Below are 16,291 nucleotides of genomic sequence, written 5' to 3'. Positions count from 1 at the left end.
TCCCATCACAACTCTCATCACAACTCCCCTCACAATATGGGGCTGTGAGGTGTGGTGTGAGGGGAGGCGCGCTTAATCAGAAATCAATAAACGTTATTTTTTCACACTGCTGATCAGCATAAGCAGCATAATAATGGCCCAGCCCGCGGCCAATAAAATAAGGCCTTCTGCCATCGTAACGCCAAACAAAAGCTCAGGGGTATAACCACAGGCTTCCCAGGGTTCAAATACACTCGGCAGCCATTTATCCAACGCCAGCCAGGAAGGAAATCCAGAATTCAGGGTGCAGCTACCTTCTATAAAACCGCGTTCGATCCCGAGTGTTGTATAGGAACGTTCCAGCATTCCTGCTGCAAAAAATAGGGTAATCAGATTGGCTATCATCAAGGTTAGTTTATTTTTACGTACCAGCAAGCCGAAAACAGAGACAACTAAGAGTCCTAACACCCAGGCACGGATCTGAACACACAGTACGCAAGGGCCATAATCCAGAGCATACTGGTAATAAAGCGCTATAGACTCCATGCATAAGCAGGTAACAATCATCGCGATCCAAAAATAACAAGAGCGATTAATACAGGCAAGTGTCGAAAACATGGATATAGGGGTCCTTTTAGAGAGCTGAGTATTTAGGGCAGTATATGTAGGGCAGTGCAGTTAGAGTAGTGTCATTAGGTCAGTGTGTTTAGAGCTATTCATTCAGAGCTATAAATTAACAGTTCTGAAAAACAATAAAGTTTAGCAGATACAAAATTGCAGGTGAAAGATAATATACCCCTAGCGATCATTTCTTTAGGCGGCTGGTCTTAAATCTATTGCTCTTAAACCTACTTCTCTTAAACCTATGCTCTTAAAGCTGATTGAGATGAGTTACATTTGACCTTTTTGTTGAAGTTAGTAGTTGAAACTAGTAGTTCAAGCTGGCCTGGATTTTTTTAGAGTGAGTGTAATTATGTATGTTGTGATCTTCCGTGCAAAAACACGGGAACTGGACGAAGAATATTTTATCGTGGCAAACCGAATGCGTGAGTTGGCAATTAAACAATTTGGCTGCATAGAGTTTGCTGCCGTTAGCGAAGGCAACAATGAGATTGCACTCTCGTACTGGCCAGACGAAGCGAGCATCAGAGATTGGAAATCACATGCCGAACATCAGATCGCGCAACAACTGGGGCGTAAGCACTGGTATGAATCTTACAGTGTTCAGGTCGCACAAATCAGCCGTGAATATTGTTTTCCGCTCAAATAGCTAGCGTCGAAGTAGGGACGTGAAGCCAGTTATTACGCTTGTATATTGCCGCTAAATGCCTACAGAATTTGCAATATCCGTGATTAATTGTCTGCTTTGTGCTGTGGACTCAATGGATAAACACAAGACGCTATCTTAGACAAAGAGTCTGTCGAAAATAGCACAATTACTTAGTTAAAAGCTTTGCAAGGGTGAGTGTTCCTGCCTCTAATGGACTGTCTTTGCGATAGACAATTGATAACTGAACATGTTTTTGGCCATGGCAAACTGGCGTCATAACAAGGGACTTCTCATAGCGGCTACCAACCACCATATTTTTACCAATAATGGTGTAGCCCAACCCTGCAGAGATACAGCCTAAAACACCATCAGCACTGCTCATGACCATTAGATTGTCACTAGCGTGACCCGCTTCCTGCTTCCAGGTAAGAGCGCATTTTCTGTAGCCACAACCTTCATCCCGGACAAACAATACCGGATCATAATCGCTCTCCAAAGGCGTCACTAGTACCAGTTCTTCTTGTAATATAGGTATGACAACAAGGTTTTCATGTGTAGGGGCATTACCCAAGGCTGCACAGTCAACTTTGTTATCCAGGACAGCAAATACTAGCCTGTCGCTGGTATCAGTATAAATTTTCGTTCGAATCTGCGGATGATTCTGTTTAAGTTGTTTGAGTGCCAGAGGCATATGTACGGCAGCAAATGTTTCTGGCATGCCGACTCTTAATTCATAACTACCCTTATCACGTAAAATGGCGGACGTTGCCTGATATTCTAACTGTAGAATCTGATTGGCATACTCACAAAGCTGCTGGCCACTTGGTGTTAGCTGTAGCTTTCTTCCGACTATAATAAAAAGCTTTGTATCCAGTTCCCTTTCTAGCTTTTTAATTCGGTTGGTGATGTTGGACTGGACCGTATGTAGCTTATCAGCAGCGCCTTTAATACCTCCTTCATCAACAATCGCCTTAAAAGTCTTCAGTGTCAAAATTTCCATATAGTTCTCATAATCAGAAGCTTTGGTTCTAAATGATTCAATTTTTAATCTTAGCAGGGCAGAGTAGAGTTGGATAATGATCTTTCAACAACAAGGTGAAACCATGTTAACGCAGCTGACAAAAAGCCGTGTGTATTTTGCAGGTATCTGCAGTTTAATTGTGACCGTTGGTGTCGCACGTTTCTCCTATAGTTTGTTATTGCCCATAATGCAGGAAAGTGCTGGCCTGACGGAGTCCGGTGGAGGCTGGTTAGCTACCACTAACTTTATGGGCTATATGTTAGGAGTGCTGCTTGCTGCCAGCATGCACAACCTGAACTACAAGTACAACTTGCACCGGCTTTATCTTATTTTGAGCGTTGTCACCTCAGCCGCGATGGTGGTGACTTCTGATATGGTTACTTGGGCTGTGCTGCGATTTATTGCCGGAATCTGTGCCTCAGGAGGTTTGATTATTGCCTCAGGCCTGATATTAAAATGGTTGGTTAGTAATAATCACCGTGCTGAATTAGGTATTCACTTTTCTGGTGCCGGAGTAAGCATCATTGTTACATCATTACTCGTAGAAGGTATGCTGACTATATCAGCCGACTGGCAGCAACAGTGGCTGGCTTTAGCTGTGATGGCGGCGGTAGTCGCCATTCCGGCATGGCTATGGATGCCCCACCCTTCTGCCGCAGGTCAGGCAGGGGTTGCTGCAAAAGATAACCCTCCAGGTAAAGCTTTCACATCGATAATGTTGTTAGCCTATTTTTGTGCAGGTTATGGTTATGTCGTCAGCTCCACCTTTATTGTGGATATTGTAGAGGGTGCTGAAGGCTTGCAAGGACAGGGGGGATTGGCTTTTCTGCTGGTTGGATTAGCGGCTACACCGGCAGCTCTTTTATGGGATAGAATCGCGAGAAGTATTGGTTATCTCAGAGCGTTATTAGCCGCCTATATCCTACAAGCGATAGGAATTATTCTCCCTGCCATAAATGACACTTTACCTGTTGTTATATTAAGTGCGCTGCTGTTTGGTGGTACTTTTATCGCTTGTGTCAGTCTGGTATTGACGATGGCGGGCAAGTTTTATCCAAGCAACCCGGCTAAGTTCATGGGCACAATGACATTGGCTTATGGTGCTGCACAAATCATTGCACCTGTACCTACCGGATATCTTGCCGAAGCTTTTGGCAACTATGATATTGGGCTATACCTATCTGCCGCTGTGGTGATGATTGGCGTTGTTCTTCTGCTTAAGCTGTTAAGCGTTGAGAAAAGCTTGCTTGAAAAGCAGTCCACACTTTTGTTAAGAAAAGCGCGTTGTTTATGAGCGCACGTAAAGACATTGATGGTATGGCGATTGGAATAATTACGTTCGTCAGTTTAATCTGGGGCGTACAGCAGGTCTTTGTAAAAGCAGTAGCAACTGACATGTCGCCAGTCTTACAGATAGCATTGAGGTCAGGTATCGCTGCGTTCCTGCTTGCCATGATTATGCTTTGCAGAAAAGAAAAATTAATCAGTCGTAGTACCTACAAAGCAGGGCTTCTGGCAGGAACTCTGTTTGCGCTTGAGTTCTATTTTGTGGGTGAAGGGCTACGCAACACGAGCGCTTCGCATATGGTTATTTTTCTTTATAGTGCCCCGATATTTGTCGCTTTATGTTTACATTTCAAAATCACTTCAGAGCAACTGAATTCAATACAGTGGCTAGGTATCATTACGGCTTTTTTGGGTATTGCTTTGACATTTCTCTGGAGGGATTCACAGGACACAAGTTCTGCAGCAACGAATATGCTGTGGGGTGATTTTCTTGCTTTGCTTGCGGCTATATCCTGGGCGTCTACAACGGTATTAGTGCGTAGCTCAAGCTTAGCGAACGCGCCTGCCACTCAAACTTTATTTTATCAATTGATAATGTGTTTCATACTTGTTTTGTTTGCCGCTATCGCGATGGAGCAGACCGGGTACACACGGACGACAGCAGTATTAAGCAATCTGGCGTTTCAGGGAATCGTGGTATCGTTTGGAAGTTTGCTGCTGTGGTTCTGGCTGCTTCGCCAGTATTCAGCATCACAATTGGGCGTTTTTACTTTTATGACGCCGTTGTTTGGTATCGTCTTCAGTGTATGGCTGCTGGACGAGCCGCTTGAAGATAGCTTTATAGTGGGGGCCACCATGGTGATGATGGGAATAGTGATGGTCAATGGCCATAGTAGAATTAAAAGAGGGCTCAAATTGATATTTCAGTCAGAGGTTAAAAGCTAAGCCGTGAAGGTTAACCGGAAAGTATGCTGGATTAAGCATCTGCACAAAAAAATCTATTAATATATATCCATAAATTTTAGATATTTAATGAAAGCATAAAGCAATAAATATAAAAAATGTTGCACTGCAGCATAAGGCGCTGTACTATTCACCCATCAACTACTTTTATATGGGTGTAAATCATGTTCAATAATATTCCTACTGCTGACTTCTCTGCTTTTGGCGCTCCTGTTCAGAAGCTGATTGAACTAAACACAGCAACTTTTACTAAGGCATTCGAGCTTCAGAAAGCGACTGCTGAGAAGCAAATTGCTCAGGCACAGGCAGATTTCAAAGCCCTTTCAGCAATTAAAGACGTTGAAGCGCTAACTGCTTTTGTAGCGGCAAAATCTGAAGAAGCTAAGGCCAACCTTGAAGCTCTACAGACTGAAGTACAAGCATCTGCAGAAAACACCAAGGCTTATTTTGCTGAAGTTCAGGCTATCCTGACTGAAAGCAAGGACGCTGTCGTTCCTGCTGCTAAAGCGCCTGCTAAAAAAGCTGCTAAAAAAACTGCTTAATTTAAGCTGGTTTTAAAAAAGCCCTGTCAGAAATGATGGGGCTTTTTTGTGCCTGGATGATATCGGAATAGAGTCAAAGACTTAAAATCGTCCGCATATTATCGGTAAGCCAGAAATATTATTCAGAAGGGCTAACCCCACCTTTTGCGTGGTCACTGATGAAGGTTAAACCCGGCCAAAATAACCAGTCCCTTCGTCCTTAAATAAGGGGAATAATGATAATACCTATGATAGTTTTACATGAAACCCAAATGGGGCGCCAAAGAAATAGAAGGCCATAGTCCATAGATAAGCTGTTATGAAAAAACAACTGCGTGAAAAATATGAGAAGGTTTAGATATTTTATAATCTTGCTAGCGATACATTTCTTGTCTGGGTGTAGTGATAAGACTACCTCTTTAGAAGTTACCGCTTCAGCATATACTTCACACCCTAATGAAACAGATTCGACGCCTTCGCTTGCTGCCTGGGGGCATACTCTTAAGCCCGGAATGAAGGCAATTGCGGTGTCAAGAGATCTCGTTAAAAAGGGGCTCAGACCTGGCGTTGAGGTTTCAATAGAGGGGCTAGAGGGAAAATATAAGGTACTTGATAAAATGAATAAGCGATGGCGACGAAAAATCGATATTTATATGGGTAAAGATATCAACAAAGCTAAAGAGTGGGGAAAAAGAAAGGTTATTATTCATTGGGTGAGCGAACCCTCATAACAAGGAAAATCCACCCGGACTGCCAGTTCCGCGGCGCTTCTTTGGCAGCCGGTGAATTGCAACGTTCGCCGAATGTATTTCTTTGTTAACCTAGCTGGTCAACCATAACAGCATTGGTATAGACGAGTTCTCCATCACTTGCGCGATGACCAACCAGGTGGAAATGACCACGATTATCTTCAGGGTTAAGATAAACACGCAGCCGGCAATCGGATAAATTACCGCAGCCGTCAGGTGTTACCAGTTCAATGATATTCATATCGACATCAAGATATATTTCCTTCTCCTGAGACTCCTGCAGTTGCTCTTCGGCGCGCTCCATTTTCAAGTGGCTTGCGTCATCGACCGTAAAATGAAACATACCAATGGGAACAGATTTCCCGCTATCGCTGGGCTTGCACCAGCCATCAATCGATAAAGTGTTCATAGTTGATCTCCCGATAAAACAAATTCATTAACATTATTTCACCGTTAGAGTTCGATTGTAAATTTAAGTGCCGTTAAAAATACGCTTAAATTTTAAACAAAAGGGGGCTGACTCATTGTATTTAAATGTTTGTAGTTATTGTAGTCATCGTGAAATTCGAGGTTTTACTACTAACTACAATAATCAGCCCAGAAGTCGGCTTACCCGTCTTAAACCGCCATTATAGTTCTCTGCTTTAACATTGACGTCATCATGAACCACCGGCATCAATAAAATGATTAGAACTATTCCGCTATTTAGACTCCGCTATTATGGTGTCGGGCAGGAGGTATGCTTCAGTGTGCCTAGTGATGCCCAACAACACGAAAGTAAAAAAACAGGGCCATAAAGGCCCTGTTGTTTTTAAATTGAGTGTTCTATCGATTAGGCAGCACGTCTTTTAACTTGTTGTGCATATCCAACAAACATTTTTCAGTGGCTGGCCAGTCAATGCAGGCATCAGTAACAGATACACCGTATTTAAGATCTGCAAGATTTTCGGGAATAGACTGCGCGCCCCATTCCAGGTTTGATTCGATCATCAGGCCGACAATCGATTTGTTGCCTTCAAGGATCTGATTAGCGGCATTCTCTGCAACAAGGGGCTGTAGTGCCGGATCTTTGCTGGAGTTAGCGTGGCTGCAATCGATCATAATGTTTTTCTTCAGGCCGGACTTGTCCAATGCCTGTTCACAGATTGAAACACTGACTGAATCATAGTTTGGCTTACCGTCGCCGCCGCGCAGTACAATATGTCCGTACTGGTTTCCTTTCGTACGAATGATGGATACCTGGCCATCAGGGCTGATACCGAGAAAATTATGCGGGTGCTTAACTGACTTGAGTGCATTAGTGGCTACCGTTAAGCCGCCATCAGTACCGTTTTTAAATCCAACCGCGCAAGACAAACCCGAAGACATCTCACGGTGTGTTTGTGATTCAGTCGTCCGTGCACCGATAGCCGACCAAGAGATCAGATCCTGCATATACTGCGGAGTGGTAGGATCGAGTGCTTCAGTAGCCAAAGGCAGTCCCATCTCAGACAGGTCTAACATCAGCTTACGGGCAATGTGTAAACCTTCCTCGATATCAAACGAGTCATTCAGGTGAGGATCGTTAATTAATCCTTTCCAACCAACGGTGGTGCGTGGCTTTTCAAAATAGACGCGCATGACGATATAGATAGAGTCGTTTACCTGTTCGGATAACTTTTTAAGACGCTTACCGTATTCAAGCGCAGCATCTACATCATGTATAGAGCAGGGGCCTATGACGACAAAAATACGTTTGTCTGTGCCGTCAAGAATATCACGGATGACCTGGCGGCCTTCCATGACAGACGATGCAGCAGCTTCGCTGATCGGTAATTTTCTTTTCAGATCTTCGGGTGTAATCAGGACCGAATGAGATTCGACATTAAGGTTTTCTACGCGGTTATCTGTCATGGTGCTTTTTTCCTGAAGCTATTCGGTACAAGCCGATATCTTGGCTGGGTAAAGTGATTATAAGAACGCAAATATAAGTAGGCATCTTTTTACCATAAAGTCATGACGTTTATAAGGGCTGTTGCGTGCTAACTTGCCATGAAAGCGGAAAAGATATAAGCCAGTATGAGTGATATAATGCAATCTGATCGTTGACATGAGTCATGTTAGGTTTAAATGAATATATACTATAAATCATACTCTTATATAGAACTCAATGGGCCAGATGTAGTCCATAACCTATCTTATATTGATTCAGGAGTAGCTCTGCGGTGTTGAGCGTAACAAAATCTACTTTTAAAATTTTGACGATACTGTGGATGCTTATATTAAGTGCGTCCCAGGCGCATGCTGGATTTTTTGATAAAAAAAATGCAGCAGGCCAGTCTAGCGATGGGCCGCTACCGGTCGAACAAGCGTATATTTTCATTCCTGAGGTAGGTGATAACGGAAAAATAACTCTGCACTGGGATATTCAGGAACGTTACTATTTGTACCGGGATCGTATAACCATCAGTCCTTCCGACACGCTGGAAGTTATCAGTCGCGTAAATAGTAAAACTGATACCAAAGATGATCCCTTGTTTGGCACGGTTGAAGTATTTCATAAGAAAGCCGATGTCGTGCTACAACTGCGCAGCCTGACCGGTTCGTCAAGCGATGGCTTTCTGAAAGTCACCTATCAGGGTTGCTGGGAAGGCGGGATTTGTTACCCGCCCGTGACAACCACACTCGACGTCGCCGATGTTCCCGCTGATATCCAAAATACTGAAACTAGATTAACAAATCCGCTGCCTGAATTATCACTGAAAGTAACACAATCAGAGCAACCGGTTACGCCTGTTTTAGTCAGTGAGCAAGATCAGTTTGCCCGGATGCTGTCAGGTGACAGTTTACTGTTAACGCTGGGTGCGTTTTTTATAGCCGGATTAGCACTCTCATTGACACCCTGTGTATTTCCTATGATACCGATTATCTCCAGTATTATTGCCGGGCATGGCCACAGGATTACAACACGGCGCGCCACTTTTCTGTCGCTGATCTATGTGTTGGCCGTGTCTGTTACTTATACCATAGCGGGTGTGTTGGCCGGCCTGTTTGGTGAGAATCTGCAGGCTGCTTTTCAGAACAGCTGGATCATTGGTTTTTTCAGTCTGATATTTGTACTGTTGTCATTGTCGATGTTTGGTTTTTATGAATTGCAGCTGCCCAACAGCTGGCAAAGTAAGCTGAATAACACCAGCCATCATCAGCAAGGCGGTACGGTTTCCGGTGTCGCGATTATGGGACTACTGTCAGCGCTTATTGTCGGCCCTTGTATGGCTGCACCTTTAGCCGGAGCGCTCATCTACATTGGTCAGACGGGCGATCCTGTGATGGGAGGGCTTGCCTTGTTTACATTGAGCATGGGAATGGGGGTGCCGATTCTATTAATAGGTGCATCCGCGGGTAAATTATTACCCAAAGCAGGGCATTGGATGGATTCAATAAAAGCAGCCTTTGGTGTGGCTTTACTATTGATGGCAATCTGGATGCTGGATCGTGTTGTGCCAGTGGTCGTTACTATGGGGCTAACCGCGGTTGTTTTAATCATTTCCGCTATTTACATGCGTGCCTTAGATTCATTGCCGCAGGGTGCGAAAGGCTGGCTCAAGCTATGGAAAGGCGTGGGAATAATGTTGCTGTTGTACGGCGCGGCATTGTTGCTGGGAGTATTATCAGGCGGTAACAGCCTGCTCTATCCTCTGAAGGGGTTCTCGTCTGTTTCGGCGGCAAATACACAAACGAGTGAAATGCGCTTTATTACCGTCACATCAATCGCACAACTGGAGCCGCTTTTGCAGGATGCTAAACGGACAGGTAAACCCGTAATGCTCGACTTTTATGCTGACTGGTGCATTACATGCGTTGAGCTTGATCATGTCACCTTTGCAGACGCTGAGGTGAAGCAGGCACTGGCAAATTTTGTGCGCATAAAGGTTGATGTTACGGCTAATGATGAAGATGCTAAAGCGCTGAGTAAAAGTTATAGTGTTATTGGGCCGCCTGCTTTGATTTTTTATAATCAATCCGGTGTGATGCAGCCGCATTTAATGTTGGTTGGTTTTACAGGCCCTGAAGACTTTATCAGCCATCTAGGACAATTAGATGGAGTGTAACTACTATAAGTTCACACGATGGTGGTGAGCCTCAAGGAGTCAGGCATGAAAAAAAACATCCTTATAGCGATGCTCTTTCTTAGTATTTCCAACGTATATGCGGGTGACGCTGATACGGGGGCTGAGCTTTATCATGAAGTAGAGCTCGAAAGAACGATTCGTGGCGAACAATACACAGATGCCAATTGTGAGACCTGTCATGAAGCATCGTTTTATCTGCGAGAAGATCGTAAAGTGACAACTTTTGCGAAATTAGAGGCGATGGTTGAAGGGTGTAATACCAACCTGGATGTCGGCTGGTTTCCGGAAGATGTCAGTGATGTAGCCGCTTATTTGAATCGCGAATACTATAAATTTGATCAGTAGGGCGCAGATGCCAGGTGCTGATGAACGCAAGGAATAACAGACGATGAAGCTCGCACTATCGATCATCGTGGTGGTTTTTACGCTCATCACAATCTATTTCTTTGTGCTGGGGTACCTGTCTAAAAAAGGCAGCCCTATCGGCTTAGTTGATAGCCGGCTGGCTCAGTGCGAACAAAAACCCAACTGTGTTTGCAGTGAATATCCTGATGATCATGCACACTTTGTTCTGCCTCTTACCTTACCTCTATCCTCAGATGGCTCCTTACCTCCTTCTTCAGCGGCCAATTTGGATGTTGCAGCAGCAGCGTTGAAACACTCGCCTGAAGATATTATTCGCATCGCCAAAGAAGCGATTTTAGCAATGGGTGGTAAAGTTCAACCGGTTGATGATAGCCAACGCGGCGCGTCTTTCTATCTGGCTGCTACATTCCAATCGACCTTGTTTGGTTTTGTTGATGATGTCGAGCTGCGTGTTGACAGTCAGGACTATCGGCTTCATTTTCGATCAGCTTCCAGAGTGGGGCATAGTGATTTTGGCGCTAATCTAAAACGTATAGAAAAACTAAAAAACACTATTTCGGCACGATTAGCAGAAGACCTGTTGGTAGATTCTTGATTAGTATCACACTATTTAAATCAACTCATAATTAAGTAAAGCCGCTAAATATTATAGCTAAGAGATTTAAAAAGCCGTTGAGTATTACATTGCCTGGCATGTAGCACTCAGGGGTATCATTGATATTAGTTTAAGGGGTTCATTATGAAAGTTTTAGCGTTTGCGGCTAGCAGCAGCAAAAAGTCTATCAATAAAAAGTTAGCCACTTATGCGGCATCTTTACTCACTTCTGCAGAGATTGATATTCTGGATTTAAATGATTTTGAACTGCCTTTGTTCAGTCAGGATAAGGAAGAGGAGTTGGGTCATCCCGAACTGGCAAAAGACTTCTTAGCTAAAATCGAAGGCAGTGATGCCTTGATCATCTCTTTCGCTGAACACAATGGTTCTTACTCAGCTGCTTACAAAAATTTGTTTGATTGGTGTTCAAGAATCAATCCGAAAGTTTTTCAGAATAAATCCATGATACTGCTTTCTACCTCTCCAGGCGCGAGAGGCGGTGCAAGTGTGCTGGCACAAGCGGTAAACTCAGCCCCCTTTTTTGGCGGGACAGTGTTGGCTAGCTATGCTTTGCCTAATTTTTATGAGAATTTTGATCTTGAAAAATCTTGTATTAATAATGAAGAAATAAACGTGTTAGTGAAGTCGGCTGTTAGCAAGCTGAGATAATACAGGGCGTTGCTCCAAATGCTGGAAATTGTTATACCAGCAGATTTTAAGACACAAACAGTCGCTTCAGTGGAGAGTAAATAACCTCTTACTATTGTAAACGTTAACCTCCTGTTTTCAGGGTTAACAATAAGGATCATTAATGAGAGAAGTAGAGATTACAACAGAACCTGTTGAGCTATATAAAATTCTAAAATTCTAAAATTCGAAGGCCTTGCTCCCAGCGGTGGCGCAGCAAAATCAGCAATAGAGCAAGGCTTGGTCAAGGTGAATGGTGAAGTCGAAACACGCAAACGCAAAAAAATAATATCAGGTGACATTATTCATTTTGATAGTGAAGATCTGATAATTGTATGCGAGTAATTAGCTGAATCTTTGTTTCGTTAGGTAACAACTTCCGAAAATTGTTGTCTTATTTTTCATATCGACTGTTTAATCGGTTTTTTATGTCGATGTCGCCAGTTAGTTATTGATGTCCATTATTGATGCTTGTTATTGATACTGGCCTTTATAGATGAAGTTATAACAATCATTATAAAGAGCCGATTTTTCTGAGAGGTTACATGAAAAATAAACTGATATTACTTGCGGTAGTTTCAGCCTTGTTGTCGCATGGCTCTACTGTATTGGCTGATAAAGCCGTATTAGCAGGAGGCTGTTTTTGGTGTATGGAAGCTGACTTTGAAAAGTTAGATGGTGTCACTGATGTTGTTTCAGGTTTTACTGGAGGCGTCTTAAAAAATCCGACATACAATGGTAATCATGAAGGACACTATGAGGCGGTAGAGATTACCTATGATCCTGAGCAAGTGAGCTATCAGCAATTGTTAGCGCATTATTGGGTGAATGTTGATCCGTTCGATGCGCGTGGTCAGTTTTGTGACAAAGGGCATAGTTATCTAAGCGCAATTTTTGTCGCTAACGATACAGAGCGAGCGCTAGCTGAAGTCTCCAGAAAAGAAGTCGTTGCACAGTTCCCAAATCAGACAGTGATAACCCCCATTTTAGATGCTTCTGTTTTTTATCCGATTCAGGGCAGAGAGAGTTACCATCAGGATTATTACAAGAATAATCCTCTGCGCTATAAAGCCTATCGTTGGAATTGCGGTCGTGATCAGCGTTTGAAAACGATTTGGGGAGATAAAGCCACACATTAATGCTAAGTGGGCAGCCAGTGCTGCCCATTATTTATTGCGCGGATTTTAGTCGGTTAGCGTATTGTTTTGGTAGTCCTGCATGGCTTGTTCAACTTCTTCCATAGTGTTCATAACAAACGGGCCATATTGAGCAATCGGCTCTCCAATGGCTTTACCTGCGATCAATAAAAGCCTGGCTGGCTGGTTAGGGGCACTGATACTTACCAGGTCGCCTGCATCTAATACAGCGGCTGTATTCTCGGTCAGCGTTTGTTCGCCAATCGCTGCACTGCCTTCAAACAAGTAAACAAAAGCGCTTAAATGATTCGCTATAGGTAGTGTTATTTTTTGTCCTGCAGGAATCTGGACATCCAGATAGATGGCTTGAGTGCCGCCGCTATTGATTGGCCCCGAAATAGTCTGCCCTTCAATCGCTAGTGTTCCGGCGATAGCTTTAATGGTACTGCCGTTATTGAGTGTTACCAGTGGAATCTCTTCTGGTTCAATATTTTGATAGGCGGCGGGTTTCATCTTCTCACTGGCGGGCAGGTTAATCCATAATTGGAATCCGCGCATCAGTCCTTCGCTCATTTGCGGGCGCTCTTCATGAATCACACCTCTGCCTGCCGTCATCCATTGTACGCCACCGGCACGCAGGTCGCCTTCGTTGCCCATGTGATCACGATGCAGCATGTGGCCATCTAACATGTAAGTAACAGTTTCAAAGCCGCGGTGCGGGTGTGGCGGAAAACCTGCAATATAATCATCAGGATTAGCCGACGAAAAGGCATCCAGCATCAGGAAAGGGTCGACACGCGTCGTAGCACCGCGGCCCAGGCTGCGTTTGAGTTTTACGCCTGCTCCATCCTGGCTATCAATGGCTTGGATAAGTCGCGCTACAGCCCTTGTTTGTAATGAGGTATTCATAATGAAGCTCTCCCATGTGGTGCGTTGAGGTAATAGGCTGGTCCGACGGGGATGATACCGGTGGGGTTGATCATCGTATGGCTACAATAATAGTGCTGCTTTATATGATCAAATTCGACCGTTTCAGCAATGCCCGCTGTCTGATAGATATCTCTTAAATATCCGGACAATGCCGGGTAATCGGCGATACGTTTGAGGTCGCATTTAAAATGGCTGACATACACCGGATCAAAGCGGATCAATGTGGTGAATAAGCGAATATCCGCTTCGCTCATCTGATCACCAAGAAGGTAACGCTGTGTACTAAGGCGTTCATTTAAATTATCTAATGATTTAAAAAGTGCGCTTACGGCCCCGTCATAGGCCGCCTGTGTCGTTGCAAATCCCGCTTTGTAAACGCCGTTATTAACGGTGTCATATATCCAACTGTTAAGTTCATCAATCTGCGAGTGGAGAGCAAGCGGGTAGTAATCGCCTTTTGTGGCTCCCAGGTTGTCGAAGGCTGAATTTAACATCCGAATAATGTCGGCAGATTCGTTATTTACAATCCGCTGTTGTTTTTTATCCCAGAGAACCGGTACGGTAACGCGGCCGCTATAGTCAGGATCTTCATGGGTATAGATCTGGTAAAGGTAGTTAGCGCTGAGTTGGGAATCTGCGTTAGCTACTGAATCTTTTTTAAAGCTCCAGCCGTTTTCGAGCATTAAAGGATGAACGATATCTACTGTGATGATATTTTGCAGGCCTTTTAAGGCGCGCATCACAAGGGTGCGATGTGCCCAAGGGCAGGCGAGTGAAACATACAGATGATAACGATCCGCCTCTGCAGGAAAATCAGAAGAACCGTCGGTTGTTATCCAGTGACGGAACTGCGATTCATTGCGGACAAACTCGCCTTCATGTGTTTTGGTGTCATACCACTGATCGTGCCATGTACCGTTAATCAACAGTCCCATCATGTTCTCCTGATTAATTAATTAGCTAATCGCTTGTGCAATCTGTTGTTTTGCTGCAGCCAGCGAAGTATCCGCCATATCTCCCATGTTAAGGCCTTCGGCGTAAATAATGTCGATATTTTTCAGGCCGATAAAGTTGAGAAACTGCGTCATGAACGGGATCTGAAAATCGGCGCCTGAGTCACGATACAGGCCGCCACGCGTGGCAAACAGATAGACAGGTTTATCCTCCAGCAAACCAATCGGACCTTGATCTGTGTACTTGAAGGTAACACCGGCACGGGCTAACTGATCCAGATAAGCTTTCATTTGAGAAGGGATACCAAAATTGTACATAGGTACGCCTATTACAATCAGGTCGGCTTGACGGATTTCGTTGATTAATTGATCAGAATGCGTTGCTACTGCTTGTTGTGCTGTTGAACGGTCTGCTTCAACAGTCATCAATGCAGTTACAATATCAGCGTCAAGGTGAGGAGTAGCGTTATTGATTAAATCGCGGATAACCACTTGGCCCTGAGGCTCTATTTTCTGCCATTTTTTAATAAAATCTACGGCGAGTTGGCTGGATTTTCCGCCGTCACCAAAGATGCTGCTTTTAATATGTAGAAGTGTTGCCATGATGTTTATCCCTATATTAATGTCGGCTTGTGCCAAGCTCTCTTACTGTCTAATGAGAGTGTTTTACGTTATAGCGTCTATTTTATATTTAATAAAAAGATTGAAAACAGGTAAAATTAGTTCAATTCAATCTAATTAATAGATATATCTATGACGCATACTTATATGAGCTATTCAAAATGGTAACGCTTGAGCAATGGCAATGTCTGGTTGCAATCGTTGACAGTGGTGGCTATGCCGCTGCCGCTGAAGTCTTGAATAAGAGCCAATCATCTATCAGCTATGCGATTCAAAAGCTGGAAGGGAGTCTGGATCTGCGTGCTTTTAAAATAGACGGACGCAAGGCTGTGCTAACCCCTGTGGGTCAGACACTTTATCGTCGGGCAAAAGTGTTGTTGGAAGAGGCGCAGCAGATGGAGTCTATGGCGCTGCAATTCTCAGCGGGCATGGAAGCAGAAATTAAGATCGCGATGGATACTCTGTTTCCGGATTGGTTGTTACTGGAAGCAGTGCAGACATTTATGACTGAAAATCCGATGACCCGAGTCGAGTTGCAGGAGACCGTGCTTAGCGGTTCAGATGAGGCTTTGTTAAAGAAGGAAGCTGATATTGTTATCAGTGGGCGCATTCCGCCGGGTTTTTTAGGTGATCCATTGATGCAAGTGACCTTTAGAGCGGTAGCGGCACCTGATCATGCGTTGCATCAGGTTGGCCGGACACTTGATTATCAGGACTTACGTTTACATCGCCAACTGGTGGTTAAGGATTCGGGTAGCCGTGGTACAGACTCGGGTTGGCTGGGTGCGCAGCAGCGTTTGACCTTAAGTCATATTAATACGTCGGTTCGCTGTGCAGTATTGGGGTTAGGATATGCCTGGTTTCCGGTGCTTAAAATTCAGAATGAGCTTGAGCAAGGGGTGTTAAAACCCTTATCACTGGTTTCAGGTGGAGAGCGCTCGGTAGAACTTTATCTTATCTATCGTGATGGTCATTATGCAGGCCCTGGAACCAAACAACTCGGGCAGTTGATTAAAGATAAGATTGCGAAAATCAGCGTTGAGTAACTCTAGATTAGTAACTTTGTATTAGTAATTCTGTATCAGTCGTAACACTGCTTAA

19 protein-coding genes are annotated in these 16,291 nt (G+C 44.1%); 12 read left to right on the top strand and 7 right to left on the bottom strand.

The features are described from left to right. Positions 1-93: 93 nt before the first annotated feature. A complete protein-coding gene (locus BM099_RS13325; protein WP_090728622.1) occupies positions 94-597 on the bottom strand; it encodes a disulfide bond formation protein B in 504 nt (167 codons plus the stop codon). Positions 598-940: 343 nt separating this feature from the next. On the opposite strand from BM099_RS13325, the gene BM099_RS13320 reads away from it, so the two are divergent. Continuing rightward, positions 941-1,249 (top strand): antibiotic biosynthesis monooxygenase family protein, encoded by a 309-nt coding sequence (locus tag BM099_RS13320; protein WP_244889942.1) that lies wholly within the window; start codon positions 941-943, stop codon positions 1,247-1,249. Between the two features lie 166 nt (positions 1,250-1,415). Here BM099_RS13320 and BM099_RS13315 read toward each other — a convergent pair whose 3' ends face one another. Further along, a complete protein-coding gene (locus tag BM099_RS13315; RefSeq protein WP_090728620.1) occupies positions 1,416-2,249 on the bottom strand; it encodes a LysR family transcriptional regulator in 834 nt (277 codons plus the stop codon). A gap of 76 nt (positions 2,250-2,325) precedes the next feature. Here BM099_RS13315 and BM099_RS13310 point away from each other — a divergent pair, with 76 nt between their 5' ends. From BM099_RS13310 to BM099_RS13295, 4 genes are all read left to right on the top strand, one after another. Further along, positions 2,326-3,564: a YbfB/YjiJ family MFS transporter gene (locus BM099_RS13310; RefSeq protein ID WP_198064213.1), complete on the top strand. Its 1,239-nt coding sequence runs from the start codon at positions 2,326-2,328 to the stop codon at positions 3,562-3,564. After that, positions 3,561-4,502, top strand: coding sequence for a DMT family transporter (locus BM099_RS13305; protein WP_090728619.1), 942 nt, complete (start codon positions 3,561-3,563; stop codon positions 4,500-4,502). Before BM099_RS13310 ends, BM099_RS13305 begins: the two co-directional genes overlap by 4 nt. A gap of 182 nt (positions 4,503-4,684) precedes the next feature. Beyond that, positions 4,685-5,062 (top strand): hypothetical protein, encoded by a 378-nt coding sequence (locus BM099_RS13300; RefSeq protein ID WP_090728618.1) that lies wholly within the window; start codon positions 4,685-4,687, stop codon positions 5,060-5,062. 323 nt (positions 5,063-5,385) lie between these two features. Further along, positions 5,386-5,772, top strand: a complete 387-nt coding sequence (locus BM099_RS13295; protein ID WP_090728617.1) for a 3D domain-containing protein — start codon at positions 5,386-5,388, stop codon at positions 5,770-5,772. 85 nt (positions 5,773-5,857) lie between these two features. On the opposite strand, the gene BM099_RS13290 is transcribed toward BM099_RS13295, so the two are convergent. Then, positions 5,858-6,199, bottom strand: coding sequence for a hypothetical protein (locus tag BM099_RS13290; RefSeq protein ID WP_090728616.1), 342 nt, complete (start codon positions 6,197-6,199; stop codon positions 5,858-5,860). A 416-nt stretch (positions 6,200-6,615) separates the two neighbouring features. Beyond that, complete coding sequence (locus tag BM099_RS13285; RefSeq protein ID WP_090728615.1) at positions 6,616-7,683, bottom strand: 3-deoxy-7-phosphoheptulonate synthase; 1,068 nt, start codon at positions 7,681-7,683, stop codon at positions 6,616-6,618. A gap of 311 nt (positions 7,684-7,994) precedes the next feature. Here BM099_RS13285 and dsbD point away from each other — a divergent pair, with 311 nt between their 5' ends. The 6 genes from dsbD to msrA all read left to right on the top strand — a co-directional run bounded on the left by dsbD (position 7,995) and on the right by msrA (position 12,689). Next, positions 7,995-9,881 carry a protein-disulfide reductase DsbD gene (dsbD, locus tag BM099_RS13280; RefSeq protein WP_280522154.1) on the top strand — a complete coding sequence of 629 codons (1,887 nt, stop codon included), beginning with the start codon at positions 7,995-7,997 and terminating at the stop codon, positions 9,879-9,881. 45 nt (positions 9,882-9,926) lie between these two features. Further along, positions 9,927-10,247, top strand: a complete 321-nt coding sequence (locus BM099_RS13275; protein WP_090728614.1) for a hypothetical protein — start codon at positions 9,927-9,929, stop codon at positions 10,245-10,247. Positions 10,248-10,290: 43 nt separating this feature from the next. Beyond that, positions 10,291-10,863 carry a DUF1499 domain-containing protein gene (locus tag BM099_RS13270; protein WP_090728613.1) on the top strand — a complete coding sequence of 191 codons (573 nt, stop codon included), beginning with the start codon at positions 10,291-10,293 and terminating at the stop codon, positions 10,861-10,863. A gap of 144 nt (positions 10,864-11,007) precedes the next feature. Beyond that, positions 11,008-11,532 carry an NADPH-dependent FMN reductase gene (locus tag BM099_RS13265; RefSeq protein WP_090728612.1) on the top strand — a complete coding sequence of 175 codons (525 nt, stop codon included), beginning with the start codon at positions 11,008-11,010 and terminating at the stop codon, positions 11,530-11,532. 195 nt (positions 11,533-11,727) lie between these two features. Continuing rightward, positions 11,728-11,895, top strand: a complete 168-nt coding sequence (locus BM099_RS20700; RefSeq protein WP_090728611.1) for an RNA-binding S4 domain-containing protein — start codon at positions 11,728-11,730, stop codon at positions 11,893-11,895. Between the two features lie 200 nt (positions 11,896-12,095). Beyond that, positions 12,096-12,689 (top strand): peptide-methionine (S)-S-oxide reductase MsrA, encoded by a 594-nt coding sequence (msrA, locus tag BM099_RS13255; protein WP_090728610.1) that lies wholly within the window; start codon positions 12,096-12,098, stop codon positions 12,687-12,689. Between the two features lie 45 nt (positions 12,690-12,734). Here the strand turns inward: msrA and BM099_RS13250 are convergent, their stop codons facing one another. From BM099_RS13250 to BM099_RS13240, 3 genes are read right to left on the bottom strand one after another with little or no spacing between them, the layout of a single operon-like run. Next, positions 12,735-13,595: a pirin family protein gene (locus BM099_RS13250; RefSeq protein ID WP_090728609.1), complete on the bottom strand. Its 861-nt coding sequence runs from the start codon at positions 13,593-13,595 to the stop codon at positions 12,735-12,737. Further along, positions 13,592-14,551 (bottom strand): glutathione S-transferase family protein, encoded by a 960-nt coding sequence (locus tag BM099_RS13245; protein ID WP_090728608.1) that lies wholly within the window; start codon positions 14,549-14,551, stop codon positions 13,592-13,594. Before BM099_RS13245 ends, BM099_RS13250 begins: the two co-directional genes overlap by 4 nt. Before the next feature lie 21 nt (positions 14,552-14,572). Beyond that, positions 14,573-15,172 carry an FMN-dependent NADH-azoreductase gene (locus BM099_RS13240; protein WP_090728607.1) on the bottom strand — a complete coding sequence of 200 codons (600 nt, stop codon included), beginning with the start codon at positions 15,170-15,172 and terminating at the stop codon, positions 14,573-14,575. A 179-nt stretch (positions 15,173-15,351) separates the two neighbouring features. Here BM099_RS13240 and BM099_RS13235 point away from each other — a divergent pair, with 179 nt between their 5' ends. Continuing rightward, positions 15,352-16,236, top strand: coding sequence for a LysR family transcriptional regulator (locus tag BM099_RS13235; protein ID WP_090728606.1), 885 nt, complete (start codon positions 15,352-15,354; stop codon positions 16,234-16,236). The last annotated feature ends 55 nt before the right edge of the window (positions 16,237-16,291 follow it).

The organism is Neptunomonas qingdaonensis (assembly GCF_900113275.1).
Classification (GTDB): domain Bacteria; phylum Pseudomonadota; class Gammaproteobacteria; order Pseudomonadales; family Balneatricaceae; genus Neptunomonas; species Neptunomonas qingdaonensis.
Note: the sequence above shows the minus strand (reverse complement) of the source record. Positions and strands in the feature narration are given on the sequence as shown.

Bases quoted from the DNA above. Each gene is read 5' to 3' on its own strand.
- BM099_RS13325 (WP_090728622.1), bottom strand. From the start codon at position 597: ATGTTTTCGACACTTGCCTGTATTAATCGCTCTTGTTATTTTTGGATC.
- BM099_RS13315 (WP_090728620.1), bottom strand. From the start codon at position 2,249: ATGGAAATTTTGACACTGAAGACTTTTAAGGCGATTGTTGATGAAGGA.
- BM099_RS13310 (WP_198064213.1), top strand. From the start codon at position 2,326: ATGATCTTTCAACAACAAGGTGAAACCATGTTAACGCAGCTGACAAAA.
- BM099_RS13305 (WP_090728619.1), top strand. From the start codon at position 3,561: ATGAGCGCACGTAAAGACATTGATGGTATGGCGATTGGAATAATTACG.
- BM099_RS13300 (WP_090728618.1), top strand. From the start codon at position 4,685: ATGTTCAATAATATTCCTACTGCTGACTTCTCTGCTTTTGGCGCTCCT.
- BM099_RS13295 (WP_090728617.1), top strand. From the start codon at position 5,386: ATGAGAAGGTTTAGATATTTTATAATCTTGCTAGCGATACATTTCTTG.
- BM099_RS13290 (WP_090728616.1), bottom strand. From the start codon at position 6,199: ATGAACACTTTATCGATTGATGGCTGGTGCAAGCCCAGCGATAGCGGG.
- BM099_RS13285 (WP_090728615.1), bottom strand. From the start codon at position 7,683: ATGACAGATAACCGCGTAGAAAACCTTAATGTCGAATCTCATTCGGTC.
- BM099_RS13275 (WP_090728614.1), top strand. From the start codon at position 9,927: ATGAAAAAAAACATCCTTATAGCGATGCTCTTTCTTAGTATTTCCAAC.
- BM099_RS13270 (WP_090728613.1), top strand. From the start codon at position 10,291: ATGAAGCTCGCACTATCGATCATCGTGGTGGTTTTTACGCTCATCACA.
- BM099_RS13265 (WP_090728612.1), top strand. From the start codon at position 11,008: ATGAAAGTTTTAGCGTTTGCGGCTAGCAGCAGCAAAAAGTCTATCAAT.
- msrA (WP_090728610.1), top strand. From the start codon at position 12,096: ATGAAAAATAAACTGATATTACTTGCGGTAGTTTCAGCCTTGTTGTCG.
- BM099_RS13250 (WP_090728609.1), bottom strand. From the start codon at position 13,595: ATGAATACCTCATTACAAACAAGGGCTGTAGCGCGACTTATCCAAGCC.
- BM099_RS13245 (WP_090728608.1), bottom strand. From the start codon at position 14,551: ATGGGACTGTTGATTAACGGTACATGGCACGATCAGTGGTATGACACC.
- BM099_RS13240 (WP_090728607.1), bottom strand. From the start codon at position 15,172: ATGGCAACACTTCTACATATTAAAAGCAGCATCTTTGGTGACGGCGGA.
- BM099_RS13235 (WP_090728606.1), top strand. From the start codon at position 15,352: ATGGTAACGCTTGAGCAATGGCAATGTCTGGTTGCAATCGTTGACAGT.